At 72.2% G+C, this 21,802-nt stretch carries 23 protein-coding genes; 10 read left to right on the plus strand and 13 right to left on the minus strand.

The features are described from left to right. The first annotated feature begins 6 nt into the window (after positions 1-6). The 4 genes from ABZS58_RS07220 (at position 7) to erm (ending at position 3,507) form a co-directional block, all read left to right on the plus strand. Positions 7-876 (plus strand): ABC transporter substrate-binding protein, encoded by an 870-nt coding sequence (locus ABZS58_RS07220; protein WP_354778526.1) that lies wholly within the window; start codon positions 7-9, stop codon positions 874-876. Then, positions 876-1,721: an amino acid ABC transporter permease gene (locus ABZS58_RS07225; protein ID WP_354778527.1), complete on the plus strand. Its 846-nt coding sequence runs from the start codon at positions 876-878 to the stop codon at positions 1,719-1,721. Before ABZS58_RS07220 ends, ABZS58_RS07225 begins: the two co-directional genes overlap by 1 nt. After that, positions 1,718-2,461: an amino acid ABC transporter ATP-binding protein gene (locus tag ABZS58_RS07230; protein WP_354778529.1), complete on the plus strand. Its 744-nt coding sequence runs from the start codon at positions 1,718-1,720 to the stop codon at positions 2,459-2,461. The genes ABZS58_RS07225 and ABZS58_RS07230 overlap by 4 nt, the downstream gene beginning before the upstream one ends. A 278-nt stretch (positions 2,462-2,739) precedes the next feature. After that, positions 2,740-3,507, plus strand: coding sequence for an ErmE/ErmH/ErmO/ErmR family 23S rRNA (adenine(2058)-N(6))-methyltransferase (gene erm / locus ABZS58_RS07235; RefSeq protein WP_354778531.1), 768 nt, complete (start codon positions 2,740-2,742; stop codon positions 3,505-3,507). A 2-nt stretch (positions 3,508-3,509) separates the two neighbouring features. On the opposite strand, the gene crcB (ABZS58_RS07240) is transcribed toward erm, so the two are convergent. The 8 genes from crcB (ABZS58_RS07240) to ABZS58_RS07275 all read right to left on the minus strand — a co-directional run bounded on the left by crcB (ABZS58_RS07240) (position 3,510) and on the right by ABZS58_RS07275 (position 11,991). Next, positions 3,510-3,860: a fluoride efflux transporter CrcB gene (gene crcB, locus ABZS58_RS07240; protein ID WP_354778533.1), complete on the minus strand. Its 351-nt coding sequence runs from the start codon at positions 3,858-3,860 to the stop codon at positions 3,510-3,512. Further along, complete coding sequence (gene crcB / locus ABZS58_RS07245) at positions 3,857-4,246, minus strand: fluoride efflux transporter CrcB (RefSeq protein ID WP_354778535.1); 390 nt, start codon at positions 4,244-4,246, stop codon at positions 3,857-3,859. Before crcB (ABZS58_RS07245) ends, crcB (ABZS58_RS07240) begins: the two co-directional genes overlap by 4 nt. Before the next feature lie 9 nt (positions 4,247-4,255). Next, entirely contained in the window at positions 4,256-5,893 is a 1,638-nt protein-coding gene (locus ABZS58_RS07250) for a hypothetical protein (protein ID WP_354778537.1), read from the minus strand. Between the two features lie 58 nt (positions 5,894-5,951). Next, positions 5,952-6,578 carry a hypothetical protein gene (locus tag ABZS58_RS07255; protein WP_354778539.1) on the minus strand — a complete coding sequence of 209 codons (627 nt, stop codon included), beginning with the start codon at positions 6,576-6,578 and terminating at the stop codon, positions 5,952-5,954. A gap of 31 nt (positions 6,579-6,609) precedes the next feature. Beyond that, complete coding sequence (locus ABZS58_RS07260) at positions 6,610-7,356, minus strand: class I SAM-dependent methyltransferase (RefSeq protein ID WP_354778541.1); 747 nt, start codon at positions 7,354-7,356, stop codon at positions 6,610-6,612. 112 nt (positions 7,357-7,468) lie between these two features. Further along, positions 7,469-9,379, minus strand: coding sequence for an ABC transporter ATP-binding protein (locus ABZS58_RS07265; RefSeq protein WP_354778596.1), 1,911 nt, complete (start codon positions 9,377-9,379; stop codon positions 7,469-7,471). Positions 9,380-9,622: 243 nt separating this feature from the next. Continuing rightward, a complete protein-coding gene (locus ABZS58_RS07270) occupies positions 9,623-11,359 on the minus strand; it encodes an ABC transporter ATP-binding protein (RefSeq protein ID WP_354778543.1) in 1,737 nt (578 codons plus the stop codon). A 2-nt stretch (positions 11,360-11,361) separates the two neighbouring features. After that, a complete protein-coding gene (locus tag ABZS58_RS07275; RefSeq protein WP_354778545.1) occupies positions 11,362-11,991 on the minus strand; it encodes a helix-turn-helix domain-containing protein in 630 nt (209 codons plus the stop codon). A gap of 150 nt (positions 11,992-12,141) precedes the next feature. On the opposite strand from ABZS58_RS07275, the gene ABZS58_RS07280 reads away from it, so the two are divergent. From ABZS58_RS07280 to ABZS58_RS07305, 6 genes are all read left to right on the plus strand, one after another. Next, complete coding sequence (locus ABZS58_RS07280; protein WP_354778547.1) at positions 12,142-13,335, plus strand: GAF domain-containing sensor histidine kinase; 1,194 nt, start codon at positions 12,142-12,144, stop codon at positions 13,333-13,335. 111 nt (positions 13,336-13,446) lie between these two features. After that, complete coding sequence (locus ABZS58_RS07285) at positions 13,447-14,571, plus strand: lytic polysaccharide monooxygenase (RefSeq protein WP_354778549.1); 1,125 nt, start codon at positions 13,447-13,449, stop codon at positions 14,569-14,571. An 11-nt stretch (positions 14,572-14,582) separates the two neighbouring features. After that, positions 14,583-15,302, plus strand: coding sequence for a hypothetical protein (locus ABZS58_RS07290; RefSeq protein WP_354778551.1), 720 nt, complete (start codon positions 14,583-14,585; stop codon positions 15,300-15,302). 119 nt (positions 15,303-15,421) lie between these two features. After that, the gene (locus ABZS58_RS07295; RefSeq protein WP_354778553.1) at positions 15,422-15,841 is read left to right on the plus strand and encodes a YciI family protein; all 420 of its coding nucleotides are present in this window, start codon (positions 15,422-15,424) and stop codon (positions 15,839-15,841) included. After that, a complete protein-coding gene (locus ABZS58_RS07300) occupies positions 15,841-17,142 on the plus strand; it encodes an RNA polymerase sigma factor (RefSeq protein WP_354778554.1) in 1,302 nt (433 codons plus the stop codon). The genes ABZS58_RS07295 and ABZS58_RS07300 overlap by 1 nt, the downstream gene beginning before the upstream one ends. A 194-nt stretch (positions 17,143-17,336) precedes the next feature. Further along, positions 17,337-18,185, plus strand: a complete 849-nt coding sequence (locus ABZS58_RS07305; RefSeq protein ID WP_354778556.1) for an NAD-dependent epimerase/dehydratase family protein — start codon at positions 17,337-17,339, stop codon at positions 18,183-18,185. On the opposite strand, the gene ABZS58_RS07310 is transcribed toward ABZS58_RS07305, so the two are convergent. The 5 genes from ABZS58_RS07310 to ABZS58_RS07330 all read right to left on the minus strand — a co-directional run bounded on the left by ABZS58_RS07310 (position 18,175) and on the right by ABZS58_RS07330 (position 21,795). Then, positions 18,175-18,309, minus strand: a complete 135-nt coding sequence (locus ABZS58_RS07310) for a VOC family protein (RefSeq protein ID WP_354778598.1) — start codon at positions 18,307-18,309, stop codon at positions 18,175-18,177. The two genes, ABZS58_RS07305 and ABZS58_RS07310, sit on opposite strands and share 11 nt — an antisense overlap. Then, on the minus strand, positions 18,306-18,443 hold the full coding sequence (locus ABZS58_RS07315; protein WP_354778558.1) for a hypothetical protein: 138 nt from the start codon (positions 18,441-18,443) through the stop codon (positions 18,306-18,308). The genes ABZS58_RS07310 and ABZS58_RS07315 overlap by 4 nt, the downstream gene beginning before the upstream one ends. A 158-nt stretch (positions 18,444-18,601) precedes the next feature. Further along, positions 18,602-19,132 (minus strand): hypothetical protein, encoded by a 531-nt coding sequence (locus ABZS58_RS07320; RefSeq protein WP_354778560.1) that lies wholly within the window; start codon positions 19,130-19,132, stop codon positions 18,602-18,604. Between the two features lie 30 nt (positions 19,133-19,162). Beyond that, entirely contained in the window at positions 19,163-20,803 is a 1,641-nt protein-coding gene (gene pgi / locus ABZS58_RS07325) for a glucose-6-phosphate isomerase (RefSeq protein WP_354778562.1), read from the minus strand. 29 nt (positions 20,804-20,832) lie between these two features. Then, a complete protein-coding gene (locus ABZS58_RS07330; RefSeq protein ID WP_354778564.1) occupies positions 20,833-21,795 on the minus strand; it encodes a sulfite exporter TauE/SafE family protein in 963 nt (320 codons plus the stop codon). Positions 21,796-21,802: the final 7 nt, after the last annotated feature.

Genomic DNA, 21,802 nt, shown 5'->3' on the forward strand with positions numbered 1-21,802 from the left:
GCCGCCATGCGCTCAAGGACCCTTCTCGTCGCCGCCGGGCTCACGGCGGCGCTCGCCACCGCTGGTTGCGCCCCGGCCGACGACGACACCACCGCGACCCCGGCCGTCTCGAGCGGCTCCGCCGCGTGCGACCAGGCGAACCTCAAGACGGTCGCCGCGGGCAAGCTCACGATCGCCACCGACGAGCCCGTCTACGAGCCGTGGTTCAAGGACAACAAACCCGAGTCCGGCGAGGGCTTCGAGTCCGCCGTCGCCTACGCCGTCGCCACCAAGCTCGGCTACAGCAAGGACCAGGTCGTCTGGACCCGGGTCACGTTCAACAACGCGATCGCGCCCGGCAAGAAGACGTTCGACTTCGACGTCAACGAGTTCTCCATCACCGACGAGCGCAAGCAGGCCGTCGACTTCTCCGCCCCGTATTACGACGTCACGCAGACGGTCATCGCGCTGAAGACGTCGAAGATCGCCGGTGCGAAGAGTGTCGCCGACCTCAAGGGCGCGAAGCTCGGCGCGCAGGTCGGCACGACCAGTTACCGCTCGATCACCGAGGTGGTCAAGCCGACGGCGCAGCCGCAGGTGTACAACAACAACGACGACGCCAAGAAGGCCCTGCAGAACGGGCAGATCGACGGGCTCGTCGTGGACCTGCCGACCGCGTTCTACATCACCGGCGCCGAGATCACCGACGCGCAGATCGTCGGGCAGCTGCCGCAGCCGTCCGGCACCCCGGAGCAGTTCGGTCTCGTGCTGGACAAGGGATCCTCGCTGACCACCTGCGTCAGCCAGGCCGTCGACACGCTGCGCACCGACGGTACCTTCAAGACGCTCACGGACAAGTGGCTGTCGTCCGTGCAGGGCGCACCGACGCTCACCTGATGACGTTCAAACCCAGCCCGTTACAACTGGAACGCGACGCGTACCGCCGCCGGCAGACGATCCTGTCGGTGGCGGTCGCGGCCGGGTCCACGCTCGTCGTCGGGGTCCTGCTCTACGCGGCCGTCACCGGCGCGCCCGGCTGGGACCGCTTCCGGGCCAGCTTCCTGTCCTGGGACGTGGCCCGCGACTCGCTGCCGGCGGTGCTGCGCGGCCTCTGGCTCAACGTGCGGCTGCTCGTCGTCTGTGCCGTCGCCGCGGTGCTGCTCGGCCTCGGCATCGCCACGCTGCGCACCATCCGGCCGGCGGTGTTCTTCCCGCTGCGGGCGCTGGCGGCCGGCTACACGTACACCTTCCGCGGCCTGCCGCTGATCGTGACCCTGTACCTGTTCGCGTTCGGCGTGCCGGGGCTGCGCCTGAGCGGCACCCCGTCGGTGCTGGTGCTCGGCGGGATCGCGATCACGCTCACCTACGCCGGCTACATCGCCGAGGTGTTCCGCGCCGGCATCGAGTCCGTCCACCCGTCGCAGCGGGCCGCCGCGCGGTCGCTGGGTCTCACGTACCGGCAGACGATGCGCCACGTGGTCCTGCCGCAGGCGGTCCGGCGGGTCACGCCGCCGCTGCTCAACGACCTGGTCGCGATGCAGAAGGACGTCGGGCTCATCTCCCTCGCCGGGCCGATCGACGCGATCCGGGCCGCGCAGATCGAGACCGCCGGGTCCTACAACTACACCCCGTACGTCGTCGCAGGGGTCCTGTTCGTGCTGCTGGCGATCCCCGTCGTCGCCGTCACCGACTGGGTCACGCTGCGCGCCGCCCGCCGCCAGTCAGGAGACAACCGGCTGTGACCGTGCTGCGCCTCGACGGCGTGTACAAACTGTTCAACGGCCATCCGGTGCTGCGTGGCGTCTCCCTCGACGTCGACGAGCACGAGGTCGTCGCCCTCATCGGCGCGTCCGGCTCCGGCAAGTCGACGCTGCTGCGCTGCGTCAACCTCCTCGAGCAGGTCGACGACGGCACCATCCACCTCGACGGCGAGGACATCACCGACCCGCGCGCCGACCCCGACAAGGTCCGCCGCCGCATCGGCATCGTCTTCCAGGCGTTCAACCTCTTCCCGCACCTGAGTGTCCTGGACAACGTCACCCTCGCCCCGCGGCACGTGCACAGACTGCCGGCCTCGCAGGCCCGGGCGAAGGCGTTGGCGTTGCTGGACCGGGTCGGGCTCGCCGACAAGGCCGCCGCCTACCCCGACCGGCTCTCCGGCGGGCAGCAGCAGCGGGTCGCGATCGTGCGGGCCCTCGTCAACGAGCCGCGGCTGCTGCTGCTCGACGAGGTCACCTCCGCGCTGGACCCGGAACTCGTCGGTGAGGTCCTCGCCCTCATCCGCGACCTGAAGGGCGACGGCGTCACGATGATCCTCGCGACGCACGAGATGAGCTTCGCCCGGCAGGTCGCCGACCGGGTCTGCTTCCTCGACGGCGGCCTGATCGTCGAGCAGGGCCCGCCGGAGCAGGTGTTCGGCGACCCGCGCGAGCCCCGCACCCGGCAGTTCCTGCACCGCATCACCGAGGCCGGCCGGCTGTGACGCCACCGCGATATTCGGATGCCGTGCGGGGTCCTGTGGGCTACGGTGCGGCGATGACCATGACGCATGCACTCCTCGCGGCGGCGGCGATGTCGGCCGTGCCGGCCATGCGCCTGCGCGCCCGGCGTCGCGCCCTGGTCCGCCGGCTGACGCCGCTGTAGAAGCCGTAGTCGCGCGCCAGGGCCCTCCGAGTCCATCTTCGGAAACGGACGGGCCGCGATGCCGCCTGTCCGTGTTTCGCCACCCCTGGAACAGGGGCGGCAGACGGGACCACGGTCATGGCGCCATCATCCAGCAGCAGAAGCCGTCGCGTGTACGGCCAGAATCTCCTCACCGCACCCGGTGCCGTCCGGCGGCTGGTCGACGCCGCCGGGATCGGCCCCGGTGACGTCGTCGTCGAGGTCGGCGCCGGGCGCGGGCACCTCACCGCCGCGCTGGCCGGCCGGTGCCGGCGGGTCATCGCCTACGAGGTCGACCCGGTGCTCGCCGCGGCGCTGCCCGCCCGCGACGGCGTCACCGTCCGGGTCACGGACTTCCTCGCGGCGCGGCCGCCGGCGGAGCCGTTCACCGTCGTCGGCAACATCCCGTACGCGCTGACGTCCGCCGTCGTCGACTGGTGCCTGCACGCGCCGGGGCTGACCGGGGCGACGCTGCTGACCCAGCTCGAATACGCCCGCAAACGCACCGGCGACTACGGCCGCTGGAGCCGTCTCACGATCGCGACCTGGCCGCGGTGGCAGTGGGAGCTCGCCGGGCGGGTGCCGCGGGAGGCGTTCCGGCCGGTGCCCCGCGTCGACGGCGGCATTCTGCGGCTGACCCGCCGGCCCCGGCCGCTCGCCCCGCCGGGGGGCTATGCGGCGTTCGTGGAGCTCGGGTTCAGCGGTGTCGGCGGCTCACTGCACGCGTCGCTGTGCCGCCGGTACGACCAGCGCCGCGTCGCGGCCGCGTTCCGGGCGTTGCGGCTCGAACACGGCACCCCTGTCGGACTGGTCTGGCCCGAGCAGTGGCTGACCCTGTTCCGCCTGCTGCACGCGAGGTCACGCTGAGCTCATGACGCTGAACTCATGACATAGCCGACCGTGGCGGCGGCCAGGCCCAGCACCAGGCTCGCCGCCACGTAGGCGGCCGCGCGCCGGGCCCGGCCCTCCTCGACGAGGCGCAGCGTTTCCAGGCTGAACGTGCTGTAGGTCGTCAGCGCGCCGCAGAACCCGGTGCCCACCAACGTCTTCACGGTGACGGGCAGCGCGTCGCCGGCGCCGATCAGCGCGCCCAGCAGCGCGCTGCCGAAGACGTTGACCAGGAGGGTCCCCAGCGGCGAGCGGCCCTTCAGCGCCCGTTCGGTGAGATACCGCGCGGGCGCCCCGACCGCGCCGCCGAGCAGCACCAGCAGCAGGGTCATCGCGCCCGCACCCGCCGCGCCGACCAGACCCCCAGCGACACGGCCGCCAGGGCGGTGATCAGGGTGCCGGCGACGTACGCGGCCGCGGTCCACACCGCACCCCGCGAGACGAGGACGACCGTGTCGACCGTATACGTGGAGAACGTCGTGAACCCGCCCAGCACGCCGACCCCGAGCAGCGGCCGCAGCAGCGGATGCCGCCCCTCGACGACGACCGAGAGGACCCCGATGAGCAGGCACCCGAGCGCGTTGACGGCCAGGGTCGCCCACGGCACACCCGTGCCGGCGTCGTGCGGCAGCAGCAGCGCCACCCCGTAACGGGCGGCGCTGCCCGCGGACCCGCCGACGGCGACCGCGGTGAGGACACCGGCGGAATGATCACGCACCCGCCAAGGCTAACCCTCCCCGGGCATCCGGGTGATGATCGTGAACCCGCCGGCCGGGACGAGGGCCCGGATCCGGCCGGCCGTCGTCGTGTAGTGCTCCAGTTCCTCGCCGCCGGGGTCGTTGACGGTCACGGTGGCGGCGCCGTCGCCGGGCATGTCGACGTCGCAGATCCTGGTGCTCGTCGCGATGCTGCGCAGGAGCGTCACCCGCGCCTCGGTCCGCGGGTCGCGCAGCGTCCGGCAGCGCACCTCGGCGTCGTCGCGGCAGCTCCCGGGGGCCGCGGACGTGTCGGGGTCGGTCTCGGTGATCCGCGCGACCGCCGCCGCGTGCGGGTCGGCGTCCAGGGCGAGCATCGCCAGGAGTCCGTGGATCGTGGACTCCGCGCCCGCGTCGCGGTGCACGACGCCGCGCCGGCCGAGCTGCCGCGGCGAGCCGTCGACGATGTCCACGCCGTCGTAGGTGCGGCCGGTCGCCGGGTCATACATGGGCGCCCCGGCCGGGTTGTTGCCGAAGAACCACGACCCGGCGATGCCGGCCAGGGTCGACAGCGCCGGACGGCCCGTCACCCTCGCCGTCGCGAGGAGCGACTCGACGCGGGACTGCGCGCCGTACGACAGCTGCACCCCGTCGATCGTGAGTGCCTCCCGCGAGCCGGGCACCGCGACCCGCAGGTTGTCCGGGCCGCCCTCCACCAGCAGGTGCGGGGTGAACGACGCCGCGTCCGCCAGGGCCGCGTCCCGGGCCGCCAGGTCACCGGCGACCTCGTAGACGCGGGCCAGCCCGGCGGGCGCCAGCCCGGCCCACGCGTGCCAGGCGCTGCGTGACAGGGCGCACGGCAGCACCGCCCCGAACGGCCACGTCCACGGGGTGCCCGTCCGCATCGCCGTGACACCCTCCGCGAGCTGCTCCAGGAGCTTCCGCGCGTCGTCGTCGCCGCTGCAGCCGGTGTACGCGCAAAGTCCGAGCAACGCCTCACCGGTGAGGTCGGCACCGTCGCCGATCAGCCATGCGGGCGTGGCCGACTCCTCGACGACGCGCCACTGGCCGTACCGTGGCAGCACCTGACGGCTGATGGCGCTCATCGCCAACCGGAGGCGCCGCCGCAGGAACGCCGCGAAGTCCGGGTCACCCTGCTCATCGGTGCGGAACGCCGCGTAGCCCTCACCCAGTGCCCACACCGTGCGGGCCAGCCACGCCGACTCGCCGCTGTCGGACGGGTCGGGGCTCTCCGCGGGGATGCCGCTGCGGTTGAGGGTGCCGTCCGGCTGCTGCCACAGCACGACGTTGCCGTGCGCCTGGTCGTCGGGGTCGTCGTGCACCGTCTGCAGGAAGCACAGGCCGCGCAGCAGCTGCCGGGCCGCGTCGCGGCTGGTGCCGGTGCCGGTCGCGCGCCAGTGCCGCAGGTAGACGACGGCGGCGCGGGCGATGTCGTCGGCGTTGAACGCGCCCTGGGTGTAGTGGCCGGTGTCGGGGTCGGCGGGCCCGCCGCCGACGGGGAGGTAGCTGCCGTCCGGGAGCCGCTCCGCGTAGGTCCACACGACCTCGACTGCGGGCTCCTCGGCCAGCCGGTACGTCGTGTGCCCCGGCTGCGGCGGCGGGGTGACGCGGACCCGCAACGAGTCCAGATGCGCAAGGTTCGTCAGCACGGCGCGCGAGCTACCCGACAAATCCGGCTTTATGCGGTTGTCCCGACGCGCCGGGCCTTCAGCGGAAGGCGAGGAGGGCCTGGCGGCTCGGCTCCAGGACCATGACCTTGTACGGGCAGGCCCGGTCGGTGATCGCCTCGTAGGCCTTGACCGCGCGTTCGGCGGCGTCCAGCGACTGCGCGAGGGGTGTCTGGCCCTTGCCCTTGTTGCGGAACAGCGCGCCGTAGAACGCCGAGCAGAACACCGTGCCTTCGTGCCAGCCGACCCGCGTCGACGTGCCGATGTAGACGATCTCGCCGTGCAGGCAGTCGCGGATCGCCTTCTGCCATGCGCCGATGCCCGTCTTGCAGCCGTCGGCGAGGACGGTGCTGGCGTTGAGCCCGTGCCCGCGTTCGGCGGAGTAGTCCCCGAGCTCCTCCAGGGCGAGCGTGGTCCTGCCGTCGCTGCTGCTGAACGTCGGGGTCTCGGCGTGGTCGCCGTGTGCCATCACGTGCAGCACGTCGCAGGCGGCGGTGAACGCGGCGAAGATCGTGTCCGGGTCGCGGGAGCGCACGAAGTCGATGTCCACGATCGGGTCCGGCAGGCCCGCGTTGATGCTCTGCAGCGTCGACTGCACGAACGCCATCGAGGCGTCGAACGACTGGTCCAACCCGATGTCGAGCAGGTTCACCCGCCGATTGCGCATCAACACATTTTGGTGGCGTCCACCCGCCGTGTCAGTCCTGCAGCAGTGGCTTCTCCCACACCGAGACGTGCTGGGCGCTGTCGCTGGTGAAGGGCTCCTGCTGCCAGTTCGCCCAGCGGGCCTTCGGGTGCAGGCCGGCCATCTGCGCCATCAGGTCGAGCTCGGCGGGCCACACGTAGCGGAACGGGATCGACCGGAAGCCGCCGCGCCCGCCCGAGATCTCGACGTAGTTGGAGCTCATCGACTGGGTGGCGACGTCGTACAGGTCGTAGGCCCAGCGGGTCTCGCCGACCATGAACGGCACCACGTCCTGCCCCGGCGGCAGCCGGCGCAGGTCGGGCATCATGACCTCGACGGCGAACCGGCCGCCCGGCTGCAGGTGCGCGGCGACGTTGCGGAAGCACGCGACCTGCGCCGCCTGCGTCGTCAGGTTCATGATGGTGTTGAAGACCAGGTACGCCACGGAGAACGACGCGTCGACCCGGGCCGTCGCGAAGTCCCCGATCGTCACGCCGATCGCGTCGCCGCCGGGCTTCTCCCGCAGTCTCGCCACCATCGCCCGGGACATGTCGATGCCGTGCACGGGCACCCCGCGGGCGGCCAGCGGCAGCGCGATGCGGCCCGTGCCGATGCCCAGCTCGAGAGCCCGCCCGCCGTCGGCGAGCTGCACGAGGGTGTCGACGGCCGGCTGCACGACCGCGGGGTCCGCCATCTCCCTCGACGACTCGTCGTACCGGGCCGCGACCCGCTCCCCGAAATAGCCGTCCTGATCGATCATCGCCGGACCCTATCGCGCCGCCCGGTTTCGCCGGTTGCGGGGCCCGTTTCCGTTCTCGCCCGGCGCCGCGGAGGGCCGTGCCGGCGACAGTGGCGCCGGCACGGCCGTGCGGTCAGTCGACCTCGACCGCCGCCGCGGCGAACTGGGCGGAGTAGAGGCGGGCGTAGGCGCCGCCGGAGGCGAGCAGCGACGTGTGGGTGCCCTGCTCGACGATCGTGCCGTGCTCCATCACGAGGATGAGGTCGGCGTCGCGGATGGTGGACAGGCGGTGCGCGATGACGAAGCTGGTCCGGCCGGCCCGCAGGGTGCTCATCGCGCGCTGGATCAGGACCTCGGTGCGGGTGTCGACGGAGCTGGTGGCCTCGTCGAGGATGAGGATCGTCGGCTCGGCGAGGAACGCCCGGGCGATCGTGATGAGCTGCTTCTCGCCCGCCGAGACGCCGGCGCCCTCCTCGTCGATGACGGTGTCGTAGCCGTCGGGGAGGGTGCGGACGAAGCGGTCCGCGTGGGCGGTCTCGGCCGCGGCGACGATCTTGTCCTGCGTCGGGTGGTCGGCGCCGTAGGCGAGGTTCTCCGCGATGGTGCCCTGGAAGAGCCACGTGTCCTGCAGGACCATGCCGATCTGCTCGCGCAGGTCGTCGCGGGTCATCGTGGCGATGTCGACGTCGTCGAGCAGGATGCGCCCGGCCGTGAGGTCGTAGAAGCGCATGACGAGGTTGACCAGCGTGGTCTTGCCGGCGCCGGTGGGGCCGACGATCGCGACCGTCTGGCCGGGCTCGACGGTGAGGGTGAGGTCCTCGATGAGCGGTTCGTCCGGGTTGTACCGGAAGGAGACGCCCTCGAAGGTCACCTTGCCGCGCACCTGGGCGGGCCGCGACGGCTTGACCGGATCGGGGGACTGCTCGGCGGCGTCGAGCAGCTGGAACACCCGCTCGGCGGAGGCCACCCCGGACTGCACCAGGTTGGCCATGCTCGCGACCTGGGTCAGCGGCTGGCTGAACTGGCGCGAGTACTGGATGAACGCCTGCACGTCGCCCAGCGACAGCGACCCGGACGCGACGCGCAGGCCGCCGACGACGGCGACGAGCACGTAGTTGAGGTTGCCGATGAACATCATCGCGGGCTGGATGAGACCCGAGATGAACTGTGCCTGGAACGACGCGGTGTACAGCGCCTCGTTGTGCTCCTCGAACGTCTTCGAGGCCTCCGCCTGCCGGCCGAAGATCTTCACCACGGAGTGGCCGGTGAACATCTCCTCGATGTGCCCGTTGAGCTTGCCGGTGCTGGCCCACTGCCGGACGAACTGCGGCTGCGACCGCTTGCCGATGCGCATCGTGACCAGCACCGACACCGGCACCGTCACCAGGGCGATGATCGCGAGCAGCGGCGAGATCCAGAACATCATGCCGAGGACCCCGACGATGGTCAGCAGCGACGTGAGCAGCATGCTCAGCGACTGCTGCAGGGTCATCGCGATGTTGTCGGTGTCGTTGGTGGCGCGGCTGAGGACCTCGCCGCGCGGCTGCTGGTCGAAGTAGCTCAGCGGCAGCCGGGACAGCTTCGCCGAGACCTGCGCGCGCAGGCGGTAGACGGTGCGCTGCACGACGACCGTGGTGAGCCGGGCCTGGAGCAGGCCGAGGATCCAGGCGCCGAGATAGATCACGGCGACCCACAGCAGGACCCGCTCGAGCCGGTCGAAGTCGATGCCGCGCCCCGGCACGACGTGGTCCATCGCGGCGAGCAGATCGGCGAAGCGGTCCTGCCCGCGCTCCCGCGCCCCCGCGACGGCGTCGGCCTTGCTGATGCCCGCGGGCAGCCCACGGCCGACGATGCCCTCGAAGATGACGTCGGTGGCGTGGCCGAGCAGCCGCGGCCCGACGACGGACAGCACGACACTGCCGATGCCGAAGACCAGCACCGCCGCGATCAGCGCCCGGTCAGGGGCGAGCATCCGCAGCAGCCGCTTGCTGGAGCCCTTGAAATCCTCCAGCTTCGCCGGCGGCCCGCCGGCACCCATCATCATCCGTCCGGGTCCGAACGCGGGCGGCGTCGGCCGTGACCCGCCACCAGCGGGCCGTCCAGGTCCGGTCATGCTGCCGCCTCCGCTGCGCTCCGGCGCCCGCCTGACCCAGGACCGAGCATCCGATGCCCGGTTGTTCCGCTTCGCTCCACACCGGTCATGCTGTCGCCTCCGCTGCGCTCCGGCGCCCGCCTGACCCAGGACCGAGCATCCGATGCCCGGTTGTTCCGCTTCGCTCCACACCGGTCATGCTGCCGCCTCCTGCTCGGTGAGCTGGGAGAGGACGATCTCGCGGTAGGTCGCGTTGTCGTCCATCAGCTCGGAATGGGTGCCCGTGCCGACCACGCGGCCCTCGTCGAGCACGACGATGGTCTGCGCGTCGCGGATCGTGCTGACCCGCTGAGCGACGATGACGACCGTCGCGTCGGCGATCTCGGCGCGCAGCGCGTCGCGCAGCGCCGCGTCGGTCGCGTAGTCCAGGGCGGAGAACGAGTCGTCGAAGAGATACACCTCGGGCCGCGCGACCAGGGTCCGGGCGATGGCGAGCCGCTGCCGCTGCCCGCCGGAGACGTTGGTGCCGCCCTGCGCGATCGGCGCATCGAGGGCCTCGGGCATCGCCCGCACGAAGTCGTCGGCCTGCGCGACCTCCAAGGCCCGCCACAGCTCGGCGTCGGTCGCGTCGGGCCGGCCGTAGCGCAGGTTGGACGCGACGGTGCCGGAGAAGAGGTACGGCTTCTGCGGCACCATGCTCACGGTCGCCGAGAGCAGCGCCGGGTCGATGTCGCGCACGTCGACGCCGTCGACGAGGACGGTGCCGCCGGTCGCGTCCATGAGCCGGGGGACCAGGTTGAGCAGCGTGGTCTTGCCGGCGCCGGTGCTGCCGATGATCGCCGTGGTCTCCCCGGGGCGGGCGGCGAGGTCGATGCCGCTGAGCACCGGCGACTCCGCGCCCGGATACCGGAACTCGACACCGCGCAGCTCCAGCTCGCCCCGGCGGGGGAGCACGGTGACCGCCTTCGCCGGCGCCACGACGCTCGACCCGGTGGTCAGGACCTCCTGGATGCGCTCGGCGCACACCTCGGCCCGCGGGATCATGACGAACATGAACGTCGCCATCATGACCGCCATGAGGATCTGCATCAGGTAGCTCAGGAACGCGGTCAGCGCGCCGACCTGCATGCCGCCGCTGTCGATGCGGTGCGCGCCGAACCACAGCACGAGGATGCTGGAGGCGTTGACGACGAGCATCACGGTCGGGAACATCAGCGACATCAGCCGGCCGACGGCGAGGGAGACGTCGCGCAGGTCGCCGTTGGTCCTGGCGAACCGGACCCGCTCGTGCTCGTCGCGGACGAAGGCGCGGATGACCCGGATGCCGGTGATCTGCTCGCGGATGACCCGGTTGACCAGGTCGATGCGCTCCTGCATGGTGCGGAACAGGGGCCGCATCCGGACCACGATGACGGCGATGACCCCGATCAGGATCGGCACCACGACCAGCAGCAGCGCGGAGAGCGGCACGTCCTGCACGAGCGCGAGGATGATGCCGCCGACGCACATGATCGGTGCGGACACCATCAGTGTGAAGGTCATCAGCACCAGCATCTGGACCTGCTGGATGTCGTTGGTGGTGCGGGTGATCAGCGACGGCGCGCCGAACTGCCCGACCTCCCGCGTGGACAGCACCTGCACATGGGCGAAGATGCCGGCCCGCACGTCGCGCCCGAGCGCCATCGCGGTGCGGGCGCCGTAGTAGACCGCGGCGGCGGAGCAGACGATCTGCACGAGCGTGACGGCGAGCATCCAGCCGCCGATGCGCATGATGTAGTCGGTGTCGCCCTTGACCACGCCGCCGTCGATGATGTCGGCGTTGAGCGTCGGCAGGTAGAGCGTCGCAGTGGTCTGCACCAGCTGCAGCAGCACGATGAGCCAGATCGTCCTGCGATACGGTCCCAGATAGGTCTTGAGTAGTTGGATGAGCATCGTCAGGCGTCTCCCCCGGAGATGTCGGTCGGGCGGACCAGCAGGCCGTCCAGCAGGACGGCGACCACGCCGTCGGCGTCGAGCGCGTCGGGCTCGGCCAGCTCGGGCCGGACCGTCGCGATGACGAGGAGCACGAGCAGTCCGGCGGTGGTGGCCGGGCTGCGTCGCAGCAGTGCGCGGTCGGGCGCGATGATCGCCTCGACCGCCTCGGTCAGTCGCCGCCGGCCCTCCATCAGCTCCTCGACCTGCCGCCGCCCGGTCTCCATTGGCAGCGTGCGGGCGACCATCATGAGCTGGACGTTCTCCTCGAACCGGCGCAACAGGATCGTCGCCGCGTCGCTCATGCGCTCCCGCAGGGGTGCCCCCGGGTCGATCGCACTGAGCTGGCGCAGCACCATCTCCTGGTCGAAGGCGGTGCCGAGCGAGGCGAGGATCAGCGACGCCTTGTCGGGGAAGACGCCGAAGATGGTGCCCTCGGCGACGCCCGCGGCCTCGGCGATCTGCTTCGTCGTGACCGCCGCGCCATGGGTGCGCAGCAGCGGGATGGTCGCGGCGATGATCGCCGCCCGCCGCTCGTCCGGCGACAACGCGGGAACGCGCCGGCGGCGGGTCTGCACAGGCCGTTGGTTCACGCCGACACCTTAATGAGCGAGCACTCACTCGTACAACCGGATTTCACCGTGAGCGGAAGTTCGCACCCGCACGGCAACCGAACACGATGACGCGGGCACCCCGGCGTCGGCGACGCTGAGGGGAGCACAGAGCGAAGCTGGGGGACCGAGATGACGGCACACACGCACGACGAGGAAGCCCGCCTCGCCGCGCTGCACAGCTATGGCGTCCTCGACGGTCCCCGCCCCCGCGCCCTGGACGATCTCACCCGCCTCGCGTCCTCGATCTTCGACACCCCGGTGTCGGCGGTCGCCCTCATCGACCGCGACCGGCAGTGGTTCGCCGGCGGCACCGGCGTCCCCGTCGCCGAGACACCCCTCGACATCTCCTTCTGCGCGCACACCACCGCCGGCCGCCGCCAGCTCGTCGTGCCCGACGCCAGTGTCCACCCGCACTTCCACACGTACAGCAACGTCACCGGAGAACCGCACGTCCGGTTCTACGCGGGCTCCCCGCTGGTCGACGAGGACGGTCACGCCCTCGGCGCCCTGTGCGTCGTCGACGACCGCCCCGGCGACATCGGGCCGCGCCAGCGCGAGGCCCTGGACACCCTCGCCGCGCAGGCCGTCGGGCACCTGTCGCTGCTGCGCAACCGGATCCTGCTCGCCGACCTCGGCGACGAGCTGGCCCGCGCCACCCAGCGCGAGGAGGACCTGATCGCGACCGTCTCGCACGAGCTGCGCACCCCCGTCGCCGCGATCCAGGGCTACCTGGAGCTGCTCGCCGACGAGGAGGAGCTCGCCGCGTACACCCGGCTCGTCGAGCCGATCCAGCGCAACGGCGAGCGGCTCATCCGCATGGTCGACCACCTGCTGACCGGCACCCGGCCGGCGAACGTCCTGAGCGACCCGCACCGCACCCAGGTCGACCTGGACATGGTCGTCGAGGCCGCCTGGCGCGCCTGCGGCGCCCTCGCCGAGCAGCGCGGGGTCGCTCTGGCCGCGGTGCCGTCGCCGGAGGGGGTCCCGGTCCGGGCCGACATCACCCAGCTGACCCACGCCGTGCAGCAGCTCGTGCGCAACGCGGTGCTCTTCACCCCCGCCGGCGGCGACGTCACCGTGTCCGTCACCGGCGGGCCCGCCCCGGCCGTCGAGGTCGCCGACACCGGCGTCGGGGTGCCCGCCGACGAACTGCCCTACGTCTTCCAGCGCTTCTACCGCGGCCGGCACGCCCGCCAGGAGGCCGTCCCCGGTGTCGGGCTGGGCCTGCACATCGCCCGGCAGGCCGCGATCGCGCACGGCGGCACCGTGACCCTCACCTCCAGCGGAAAGGGCACCACGGCGCGGCTGTCCATCACCGGCTGACGTGGAACTTTCACCGGCCCGCCCTAGTCCCGCCGCGCGGGTGGCGTCGATGCTTGCCAATGGCTGGAGGCCGTGGGAACACTGCGCTCACCTCATGTGAGGAGGAGCACATTGCGCCCAATCTGGAGCGTCTTGGCGGCCATCGCCGTCGGCGCTGTCGCGGTCCTCGTGGTGCCCGCCCCGGCGGGCGCCCACGGCGTCGCGATGGTCCCCGGCAGCCGCACCTACCTGTGCTACGTGGACGGTCTGCGCGCCACCGGGCAGATCATCCCCACGAACCCCGCCTGCGCCGACGCCGTCGCGCAGGGCGGGCAGCAGCCGCTGTACGACTGGTTCGGCGTGCTGCGCTCCGACGCCGGCGGCCGCACCACCGGCTTCATCCCCGACGGGCAGATCTGCGGGGCGGGCACGACGAAGTACGCCGCGTACAACGCCGCCCGCGCCGACTGGCCCGTCACCCACCTGACCGCCGGCTCGACGATCCAGCTGCGCTACAGCAACTGGGCCGCGCACCCCGGCACGTTCCACCTCTACGTCACCCGCGACGGCTGGTCGCCGACGACGCCCCTCGCGTGGGGCGACCTCGAGCCGTTCTGGAGCAGCACCGACCCACCGCAGTCCGGACCGCCGGGCGCGCTCAACTACTACTACTTCAACACCACCCTGCCGTCGGCGAAGACCGGCCGGCACATGCTGTTCGTCCAGTGGGTGCGCTCCGACAGCCAGGAGAACTTCTTCAGCTGCTCCGACATCGCCTTCGACGGCGGGCACGGCGAGGTCACCGGCATCGGCAACCAGCCGCCCACGTCCCCGTCGGCGTCCGTGTCGCCGTCGCCGTCCCGGTCCGTGTCGCCGTCACCGTCCCGATCGGTCTCGCCGTCGCCTTCGCGCTCCGCGTCGTCGTCGCCGGCACCGTCAGGCGGGACCGGCGCGTGCACCGCGACCTGGCGGATCGTGCCCAGCTCGTGGGCCGGCCACTTCCAGGCCGAGGTCACCGTCCGCAACAACGGGTCCGGCAGCCTCAACGGGTGGACCGTGCGGTGGGCGTACCAGGGCGGCCAGGGCTTCGAAGGGGCACCCTGGAACGGCACGCTGGTCAGCCAACCGCCGAACGTCGCGGTGAGCAACGTCGACTGGAACAGGGTCCTCGCCGCCGGCGCCACCACGGCGTTCGGCTTCAACGCCACCGGCACCGCCCCGGCGACCGCCCCCACGTTGAGCTGCACCAGCCCATGATCAAATCACCCTTGCTGAGGCTGCTGACCGGTGTGGCGGCGATCGCGCTGGTACTGGTGGGGCTCGTGATCGCCACGACCCGGACCAGCAAGCCGGACGCGCCGGCCGCCCAGGAACCGGTGCACACCGTCACCGGCACCCTCGACGGACGGCAGGCGGCCACCCTGGAGGTGGTCACCGGCGCGGAGTCGGTGATCATCCACAGCGAGCCGATGGAGGGGTACCTGTACCGCGCCTCGACGCTCCCCGGCAGCCGGGTCGAACCGGCTGCCGCGGTCGACGGCGACGTGGTCCGGCTCAGCCTGAACGGCACGGAGATCGCCGGGCAGGCCACCGTCCACGTGTATCTCAACTCGACCGTCCGCTGGCAGCTCCGGCTCGCCGGCGGCGGGCTGCGGCAGGTCGTCGACTTCGCCTCCGGCCGCCTCGCCGCGGTCGACGTGGTCGCCGGCGTGCAGGAGCTCGAGGTCACCGTCCCGAAACCGGAGGGTGAGCTGCCGATCCGGGTCGGCGGCGTCGGCAAGCTGCTCGTGCACGCGCCGGCCGGGCCGCCGGCCCAGCTGACGCTCGGCGCGGGCAGCACCGTCGGCAAGGCCACCCTGGACGCGTCCGCGAAGCAGAACCTCGCCGGCGGCACCGTCCTGGCGCTGCCCGGCTGGCAGCAGGCGGCCGACCGGTACACGCTGCATGTCGACGGCGGCGCCGCGGAGGTGCTGCTCGACCGCAGGTGAGAGCGCCATCGACAGACCCTCGGAAGAATTTTTCCGGGGGTCTGTCGATCGTCGGCCGGGTCGTTCGACCTTGGGGTGAGAGGGTCGAGGAGCGAACCCCAAGAGCAAGGAGAACGACGATGGCGAAGTACATGCTGATCATGCGCGGCAGCGACGAGACAATGGCGAAGATGATGGAGACGCCGTTCGAGGAGATGCTCGACGTCATGGGCCGGTTCAACGAGGAGCTGATCAAGGCCGGGGTCCTCGTCGCCGCGGAGGGTCTGGACGACCCGACGCAGGGCGTCGTGGTGAGCCATGACGGCGAGATCCCGGTCGTCACCGACGGGCCCTACGGGGAGACGAAGGAGCTGTTCGGCGGCTTCTACATCCTCGAGGTCGCCACCAAGGAGGAGGCGGTGGAGTGGGCCAAGCGCATCCCCGCCATCCCCGGCTCGAAGACCGAGATCCGCCGGGTGCCCAGCATCGAGGAGTTCCCGCAGGACAACGAGTGGATCGTCAAGGAGCGGGCGTGGCGTGAGCGGACCGGCCAGGTCTGATGTCCGCCCTCGACAGCGACGGCCCGCCCCCGGGAAGTGAGGCGGCGCGGCGGGCCGTCGAGGCGGTGTGGCGGATCGAGTCGGCCCGCATCGTGGCGGCGCTCACCCGCTTCACCGGCGACTTCGAGCTCGCCGAGGACGTCGCCCAGGAGGCGGTCGCCGAGGCGCTGGTGAGCTGGGCACGGGACGGCGCGCCGGACAACCCGGTCGGCTGGCTGCTGTCGACCGCCCGGCGCCGCGCGATCGACAGCTTCCGGCGCAGGTCCACCCGCGACGACCGCTACGCCGCGCTCGCCGGGCAGCTCACCGAGGGGGAGGCCGCCGCCGGCGCGGTCGCCCCGCAGCCCCACGAGGAGCTGCCCTGGGACCCGGACCGCATCGACGACGACATCCTCGCGCTCATGTTCGTGGCATGCCATCCGGTGCTCGCGCCGGAGGCCAAGGTCGCCCTGACCCTGCGCACCGTCGGCGGCCTGTCCAGCGAGGAGATCGCCCGGGCGTTCCTGGTGCCGGTGCCGACCATCCAGGCGAGGATCACCCGGGCGAAGAAGACGATCGCCGCGGCCCGGGTGCCGTTCGAGCTGCCGCCCGCGCAGGACCGCAAGGGCCGGCTCGGCGGCGTCCTCAGCGTCCTCTACGTGATCTTCACGGAGGGCTCGACGGCGACCGCCGGCGACAACCTGCTGCGCACGGATCTCGCGTCCGAGGCGATCCGGCTGGCCCGGATGCTGTCCGCGATGCTGCCCGGCGAGCCTGAGGTGCACGGGCTGCTCGCCCTGTTCGAGCTGACCGCGGCCCGGTTCCCGGCGCGCACCGGCCCGGACGGGGAGGCCGTGCTGCTCGAGGACCAGGACCGGCGGCTGTGGGACCGGTCCGCGATCCGCCGGGGGCTGGCCGCGTTCGGCGCCGCGTCGAAGAAAGGCCTCGGCCCGTACGGCCTGCAGGCCGGGATCGCGGCCTGCCACGCGGCGGCCCCGTCGGTCGCCGACACCGACTGGGACCGCATCGTGCTGCTCTACGAGGCGCTGGGGCGGATCGCGCCGTCACCGGTCGTCGAGCTCAACCGGGCCGTCGCCGTGGCCATGGCGAGCGGCCCGCAGCGGGCCCTCGACATCGTCGACGACCTCGTCGCCACCGACCGGCTGCCCGGCTCGCACCTGCTGCCCGGGGTCCGTGGCGAGCTGCTCATCCGGCTCGGCCGCACCGCCGAGGCGCGGGCGGAGCTGGAGCTCGCCGCCCGCCTGTGCCGCAACGCCCCGGAGCGGGCGGTGCTGCTCCGCAAAGCGGAAGCGCTGCCCTGACCGTGCTGCCCTGACCGTGCTGCCCTGACCGTGCTGCCCTGACCGTGCTGCCCTGACCGTGCTGCCGTGACCGCGCTGCTTTGCAGTGCACGTCACCGCTGCGCCGGGAATAGCCTCGTCAGGGGCGAATTCCCGGCCGGCACGAATTCTCCGTCACGCTGCGCCGCGGGGCGGTCCGGTCCTACCGTCAGCACATGAAGATCGCATTGACCGGTGGGACCGGCTACATCGGCTCCGTGGTGCTGGAGCAGCTCATCGCGGCGGGCCACGCCGTCACGGCCCTGGTGCGCAGCGACGAGGCGGCGGCGAAGGTCGCCAAGGCGGGCGCGGAGGCCGCCGTCGGCGACGTCTACGACACCGCGTGGACGGCACGGCTGTTCGCGGCCGCCGACGCCGTGGTGCACACCGCGGCGCCCGGCGACGGGACCAGCGAGCAGTTCGACCGGGCGATCGTGGCGGCGGCGGTCGAGGCGCTGTCCGGCACCGGCAAGCCCTACGTGCACACCAGCGGCGTGTGGATCTACGGCGACAACGCCGACATCACCGAGGACACACCGCCCGCGCCGCCGGCCCTGACCGCGTGGCGGACGGCGGTCGAGCGGCTGGTGCTCGACGCGGACCTGGTGGCGACGATCGTCGCGCCCGGCATCGTGTACGGCCACGGCGGCGGCATCCCGGCAGGGGTCCTCGCACCGGGGCGGGACGAGGCCGGACGGGTCAGGCTCGTCGGCGACGGCTCGCAGCACTGGACGACCGTGCACGTGGAGGACGTGGCCGCGCTGTACGTCACCGTGGCCGAGCGCGGCGAGCGGCTGGGCTACGTGCTCGCCGTGTCCGGGGCCAACCCGACGGTGCGCGAGGTCGCCGAGGCCGCGTCCGGCGGCGCCGGGGTGGCACCGGAGACCGCCGAGGACTCCCGGGCCCGTTTCGGCGCCCTGTTCGCCGACGCGTTGCTGCTGGACCAGCAGGCCACCGGCGCGAAGGCCCGCTCGCTCGGCTGGACGCCGGCCCGGCCGACGCTGCTGGAGGAGCTCAGCAGGTAGCGGCGCAGAACTCGTTGCCCTCCGGGTCGAGCATGACGATGTGGCCGGGCTGCCCGCCGTAGGACTCCTCGCGCACGAGCGTGGCGCCCGCGGCGGCCGGCCCGGCGGCCTTGTCGCGGATCAGGTGCGGCCCGGCACCCCGGACGGGTTCCTGGCGGTCTTCCGCTCCGGCACGCGCAGGAAGCCGATCGCCGGGCCGGCGCCGTCCGGGTCGACGATCGACGCGCCGTCCGGGTCGTCGTAGCCGGGCTCGGACACAACGGCCGCCCGACCGGCGAGCAGGTCATCGCGGCGGTCCGGAAGGCCCGACCCGGCCTGCCCCGGCGTAGCCGAGGGCGGCCGTCCAGGAGGCGGCGAGGGCGTGCGGGTCGGCCGCGTCGCAGCCGAGCGTCCGGCGGGTCGCCGTGGCGGTGAACCTAACGGTGGCGGGGCGGGACGCCGAACAGCGGCATCCGCCACAGGGGAAGGTCGTCGACGGTCTCGCCCGACAGGGTGAGCAAGCGCCGCAGGCTGAGGCGGATCAGGTGGTGCGCGATGTAGAACAGCCACGCCGCGAGGGGCAGCTCGGCCAGCAGCGCCGTGCCGAGGCTGATCCAGCGGTCCGGCCCCGCCGCCGTCATGATGTCGAACCAGGCGTCGCAGACCAGCAGCGTCGCGCTGACGATCGCGGTCAGCAGGACGACCTGCCGGCGGCGCACCGCCGCCCACGCGGTGCCGGCGAGGGCGGCGGCGAGGACGAGGTCGAAGCCGACCCAGGTGGCCGGCCACTGCCCGGCGAGGTACCGCGGCGGCAGCGTCCACGCGAGCGCCACCACCCACGGGACCATGAGCAGGGCGGCGGTCACGGCCACGACGACGAACCGGCGCCGGACCCGCTCACCGGCACGCGGTGCCGGGACGAGCAGGGCCAGCCGCCGGGCCAGGTCGGCCCGCTCGGACAGGGACATCCGAGTGAGCTCGTCGTCGGTGACCTGCACTCAGCGCCCGCGCTGCGCCCGGTAGCGCTTGACCAGGGCGGCGGTCGACGGGTCCAGCGCGGACGTGTCGCCGCCGCCGGTGAGGGCCGGCTCGATCCGCTTGGCGAGGACCTTGCCGAGCTCCACGCCCCACTGGTCGAAGGAGTCGATGTCCCAGACGGCGCCCTGGACGAAGACCTTGTGCTCGTACAGGGCGATGAGCTGCCCGAGCACCGACGGGGTCAGCTTGTCGGCGAGGATCGTCGTGGTGGGCCGGTCGCCGCGGAACGTGCGGTGCGGCACCTCCTCGGCGGCGACGCCCTCCGCGGCGACCTCCTCGGACGTCTTGCCGAACGCGAGGGCCTGCCCCTGCGCGAACAGGTTGGCCATCAGCAGGTCGTGCTGCCCGGCGAAGACGCCGAGGCCGGGCGCCGGCTGCGCGAAGCCGATCAGGTCCGCCGGGATGAGCATCGTGCCCTGGTGGATGAGCTGGTAGTAGGCGTGCTGGCCGTTGGTGCCGGGGGTGCCCCACACGACCGGGCCGGTCTGCCACTCGACCGGGTGACCCTCGTGGTCCACCGACTTGCCGTTGGACTCCATGTCCAGCTGCTGCAGGTAGGCGGTGAAGCGGGACAGGTAGTGGCTGTAGGGCAGCACCGCGTGCGTCTGCGCGTCGTGGAAGTTGCGGTACCAGACGCCGAGCAGCCCCAGCAGCAGTGGCGCGTTGGACTCCGGCGGCGCGGTGCGGAAGTGCTCGTCCATCGCGTGGAACCCGTCGAGCATCTCCCGGAAGCTGTCCGGGCCGAGCGCGATCATGAGCGAGAGGCCGATCGCGCTGTCGTAGGAGTACCGGCCGCCGACCCAGTCCCAGAACTCGAACATGTTGGTCGTGTCGATGCCGAACTTCGCGACCTCGCCGGCGTTGGTCGACACGGCGACGAAGTGCTTCGCGACCGCGGTCTCGTCGCCGCCGAACGCGTCGAGGACCCACTGGCGGGCGGCGGTCGCGTTGGTGATCGTCTCGATCGTGGTGAACGTCTTCGACGACACGATGAACAGCGTCCTGGCCGGGTCCGCCGCGCGGACCTCCTCGTAGAGGTCGGCGCCGTCGACGTTGGAGACGAAGTGCATAGAAAGGTTGCGGTCGGTGTAGCCGCGCAGCGCCTCGTAGGCCATCGCGGGGCCGAGGTCGGAGCCGCCGATGCCGATGTTGACGATCGTGGTGATCCGCTCGCCGGTGTGGCCGGTCCAGCCGCCGGAGCGGACCCGCTCGGCGAACGCCGCCATCCGGTCCAGCACCGCGTGCACCTTCGGCACGACGTTCTCGCCGTCGACCTCGACGACCGCGTCGCGCGGGGCGCGCAGCGCGGTGTGCAGGACCGCCCGGTGCTCGGTGAAGTTGATCCTGTCACCGCGGAACATGGCGTCGCGCAGCTCGTCGACGTTGCAGGCGGCGGCCAGGTCGCGCAGCAGGCCGAGGGTCTCGTCGGTGACCAGGTGCTTGCCGTAGTCGAGGTACAGGTCGCCGACCTGCAGGGAGTACTTCTCACCGCGGCCCGGGTCGTCGGCGAACAGGTCCCGCAGGTGCACCTCACCCAGCTCGGCGCGGTGTTTCGCCAGCGCGGCCCATTCGGGCAGTTGGTTGAGTCGGCCGTGAGGCATTCAAGTACTCCTTCAGCGAGGTCACACTCTCACTGGGATTGTGCCCCTTTCGGGTGCGTCTCGTCCTCCGTGCGCCGATCTTGCGGTTGGTCCCGCCCCGTGACGAGGGCCGCTGCCGGTTCGGCGGGCGTTGGCGGTACCGACGCGGCAACCGCGGAACGTCGGCGCAGGCCGATCAGGACGGCCGCGACGGTGGTGGCCGCGACGACGGCGCCGACCGTGGCCGTCGGCACCTCGAACAGCTTCAGCGCGCTCGCGATCAGCACGATGACCAGCGCGGCCCGCACCACGCCGGCGGGGGCGCGGGAGGACAGGCGGGCGCCGATGAGCACGCCGGGGATCGAGCCGACGAGGACCGCGGCGGCGAGGTCGAGCTTGAGGTCGCCGAAGAACGCGTGGCCCAGCGCCGCCGCGGCGACCAGCGGGATGGCCTGCACCAGGTCGGTGCCGACGAGATCGTTGGGGCGCAGCATCGGGTACAGCGCGAGCAGGATCACAATGATCAGCGAGCCGGATCCGACGGACGTCATCCCGACGACGACCCCGCCGAGCGCGCCGAGCAGGACGGTCGGCACGGGCCTGACGATCAGTGGCTTGTCCGACTTTTCGCTTTTGCCGCTCTTGTACGACTTGAGCAGCAGTCCGACGACGGCGAGCAGCAGTGCAACGCCGAGCGCCACACGGACGATGTCCTGGACCTCCTCGCCGTTGCCGAGCGCCCGCATGAGCAGCACCCCGGCGAACGCCGACGGCACACTGCCCAGGCACAACCAGCGCACGAGCGCCCAGTTGACGGTGCCGCGGCGGGCGTGCACCCAGCCGCCGAACGGCTTCATCACCGCGCTCGCCGCCAGGTCGCTGGAGACCGCGGCCAGGGGAGGGACCCCGAAGAACAGCACCAGGATCGGGGTCATCAGCGCGCCGCCGCCCATGCCGGTCAACCCGACGACGATGCCGACGCCGAGCCCGGCCAGGGCCATCACAGGATCCACCGGCGAA

The organism is Dactylosporangium sp. NPDC005555 (assembly GCF_040605635.1).
Taxonomy (GTDB): Bacteria; Actinomycetota; Actinomycetes; order Mycobacteriales; family Micromonosporaceae; genus Dactylosporangium.

Excerpts from the sequence above, each read along its gene's own strand:
- ABZS58_RS07220 (WP_354778526.1), top strand. The coding sequence starts at position 7 with ATGCGCTCAAGGACCCTTCTCGTCGCCGCCGGGCTCACGGCGGCGCTC.
- ABZS58_RS07225 (WP_354778527.1), top strand. The coding sequence starts at position 876 with ATGACGTTCAAACCCAGCCCGTTACAACTGGAACGCGACGCGTACCGC.
- erm (WP_354778531.1), top strand. The coding sequence starts at position 2,740 with ATGGCGCCATCATCCAGCAGCAGAAGCCGTCGCGTGTACGGCCAGAAT.
- crcB (WP_354778533.1), bottom strand. The coding sequence starts at position 3,860 with ATGACCCTGCTGCTGGTGCTGCTCGGCGGCGCGGTCGGGGCGCCCGCG.
- ABZS58_RS07255 (WP_354778539.1), bottom strand. The coding sequence starts at position 6,578 with ATGCGCAATCGGCGGGTGAACCTGCTCGACATCGGGTTGGACCAGTCG.
- ABZS58_RS07260 (WP_354778541.1), bottom strand. The coding sequence starts at position 7,356 with ATGATCGATCAGGACGGCTATTTCGGGGAGCGGGTCGCGGCCCGGTAC.
- ABZS58_RS07265 (WP_354778596.1), bottom strand. The coding sequence starts at position 9,379 with ATGATGATGGGTGCCGGCGGGCCGCCGGCGAAGCTGGAGGATTTCAAG.
- ABZS58_RS07270 (WP_354778543.1), bottom strand. The coding sequence starts at position 11,359 with ATGCTCATCCAACTACTCAAGACCTATCTGGGACCGTATCGCAGGACG.
- ABZS58_RS07280 (WP_354778547.1), top strand. The coding sequence starts at position 12,142 with ATGACGGCACACACGCACGACGAGGAAGCCCGCCTCGCCGCGCTGCAC.
- ABZS58_RS07295 (WP_354778553.1), top strand. The coding sequence starts at position 15,422 with ATGGCGAAGTACATGCTGATCATGCGCGGCAGCGACGAGACAATGGCG.
- ABZS58_RS07300 (WP_354778554.1), top strand. The coding sequence starts at position 15,841 with ATGTCCGCCCTCGACAGCGACGGCCCGCCCCCGGGAAGTGAGGCGGCG.
- ABZS58_RS07305 (WP_354778556.1), top strand. The coding sequence starts at position 17,337 with ATGAAGATCGCATTGACCGGTGGGACCGGCTACATCGGCTCCGTGGTG.
- ABZS58_RS07320 (WP_354778560.1), bottom strand. The coding sequence starts at position 19,132 with ATGTCCCTGTCCGAGCGGGCCGACCTGGCCCGGCGGCTGGCCCTGCTC.
- pgi (WP_354778562.1), bottom strand. The coding sequence starts at position 20,803 with ATGCCTCACGGCCGACTCAACCAACTGCCCGAATGGGCCGCGCTGGCG.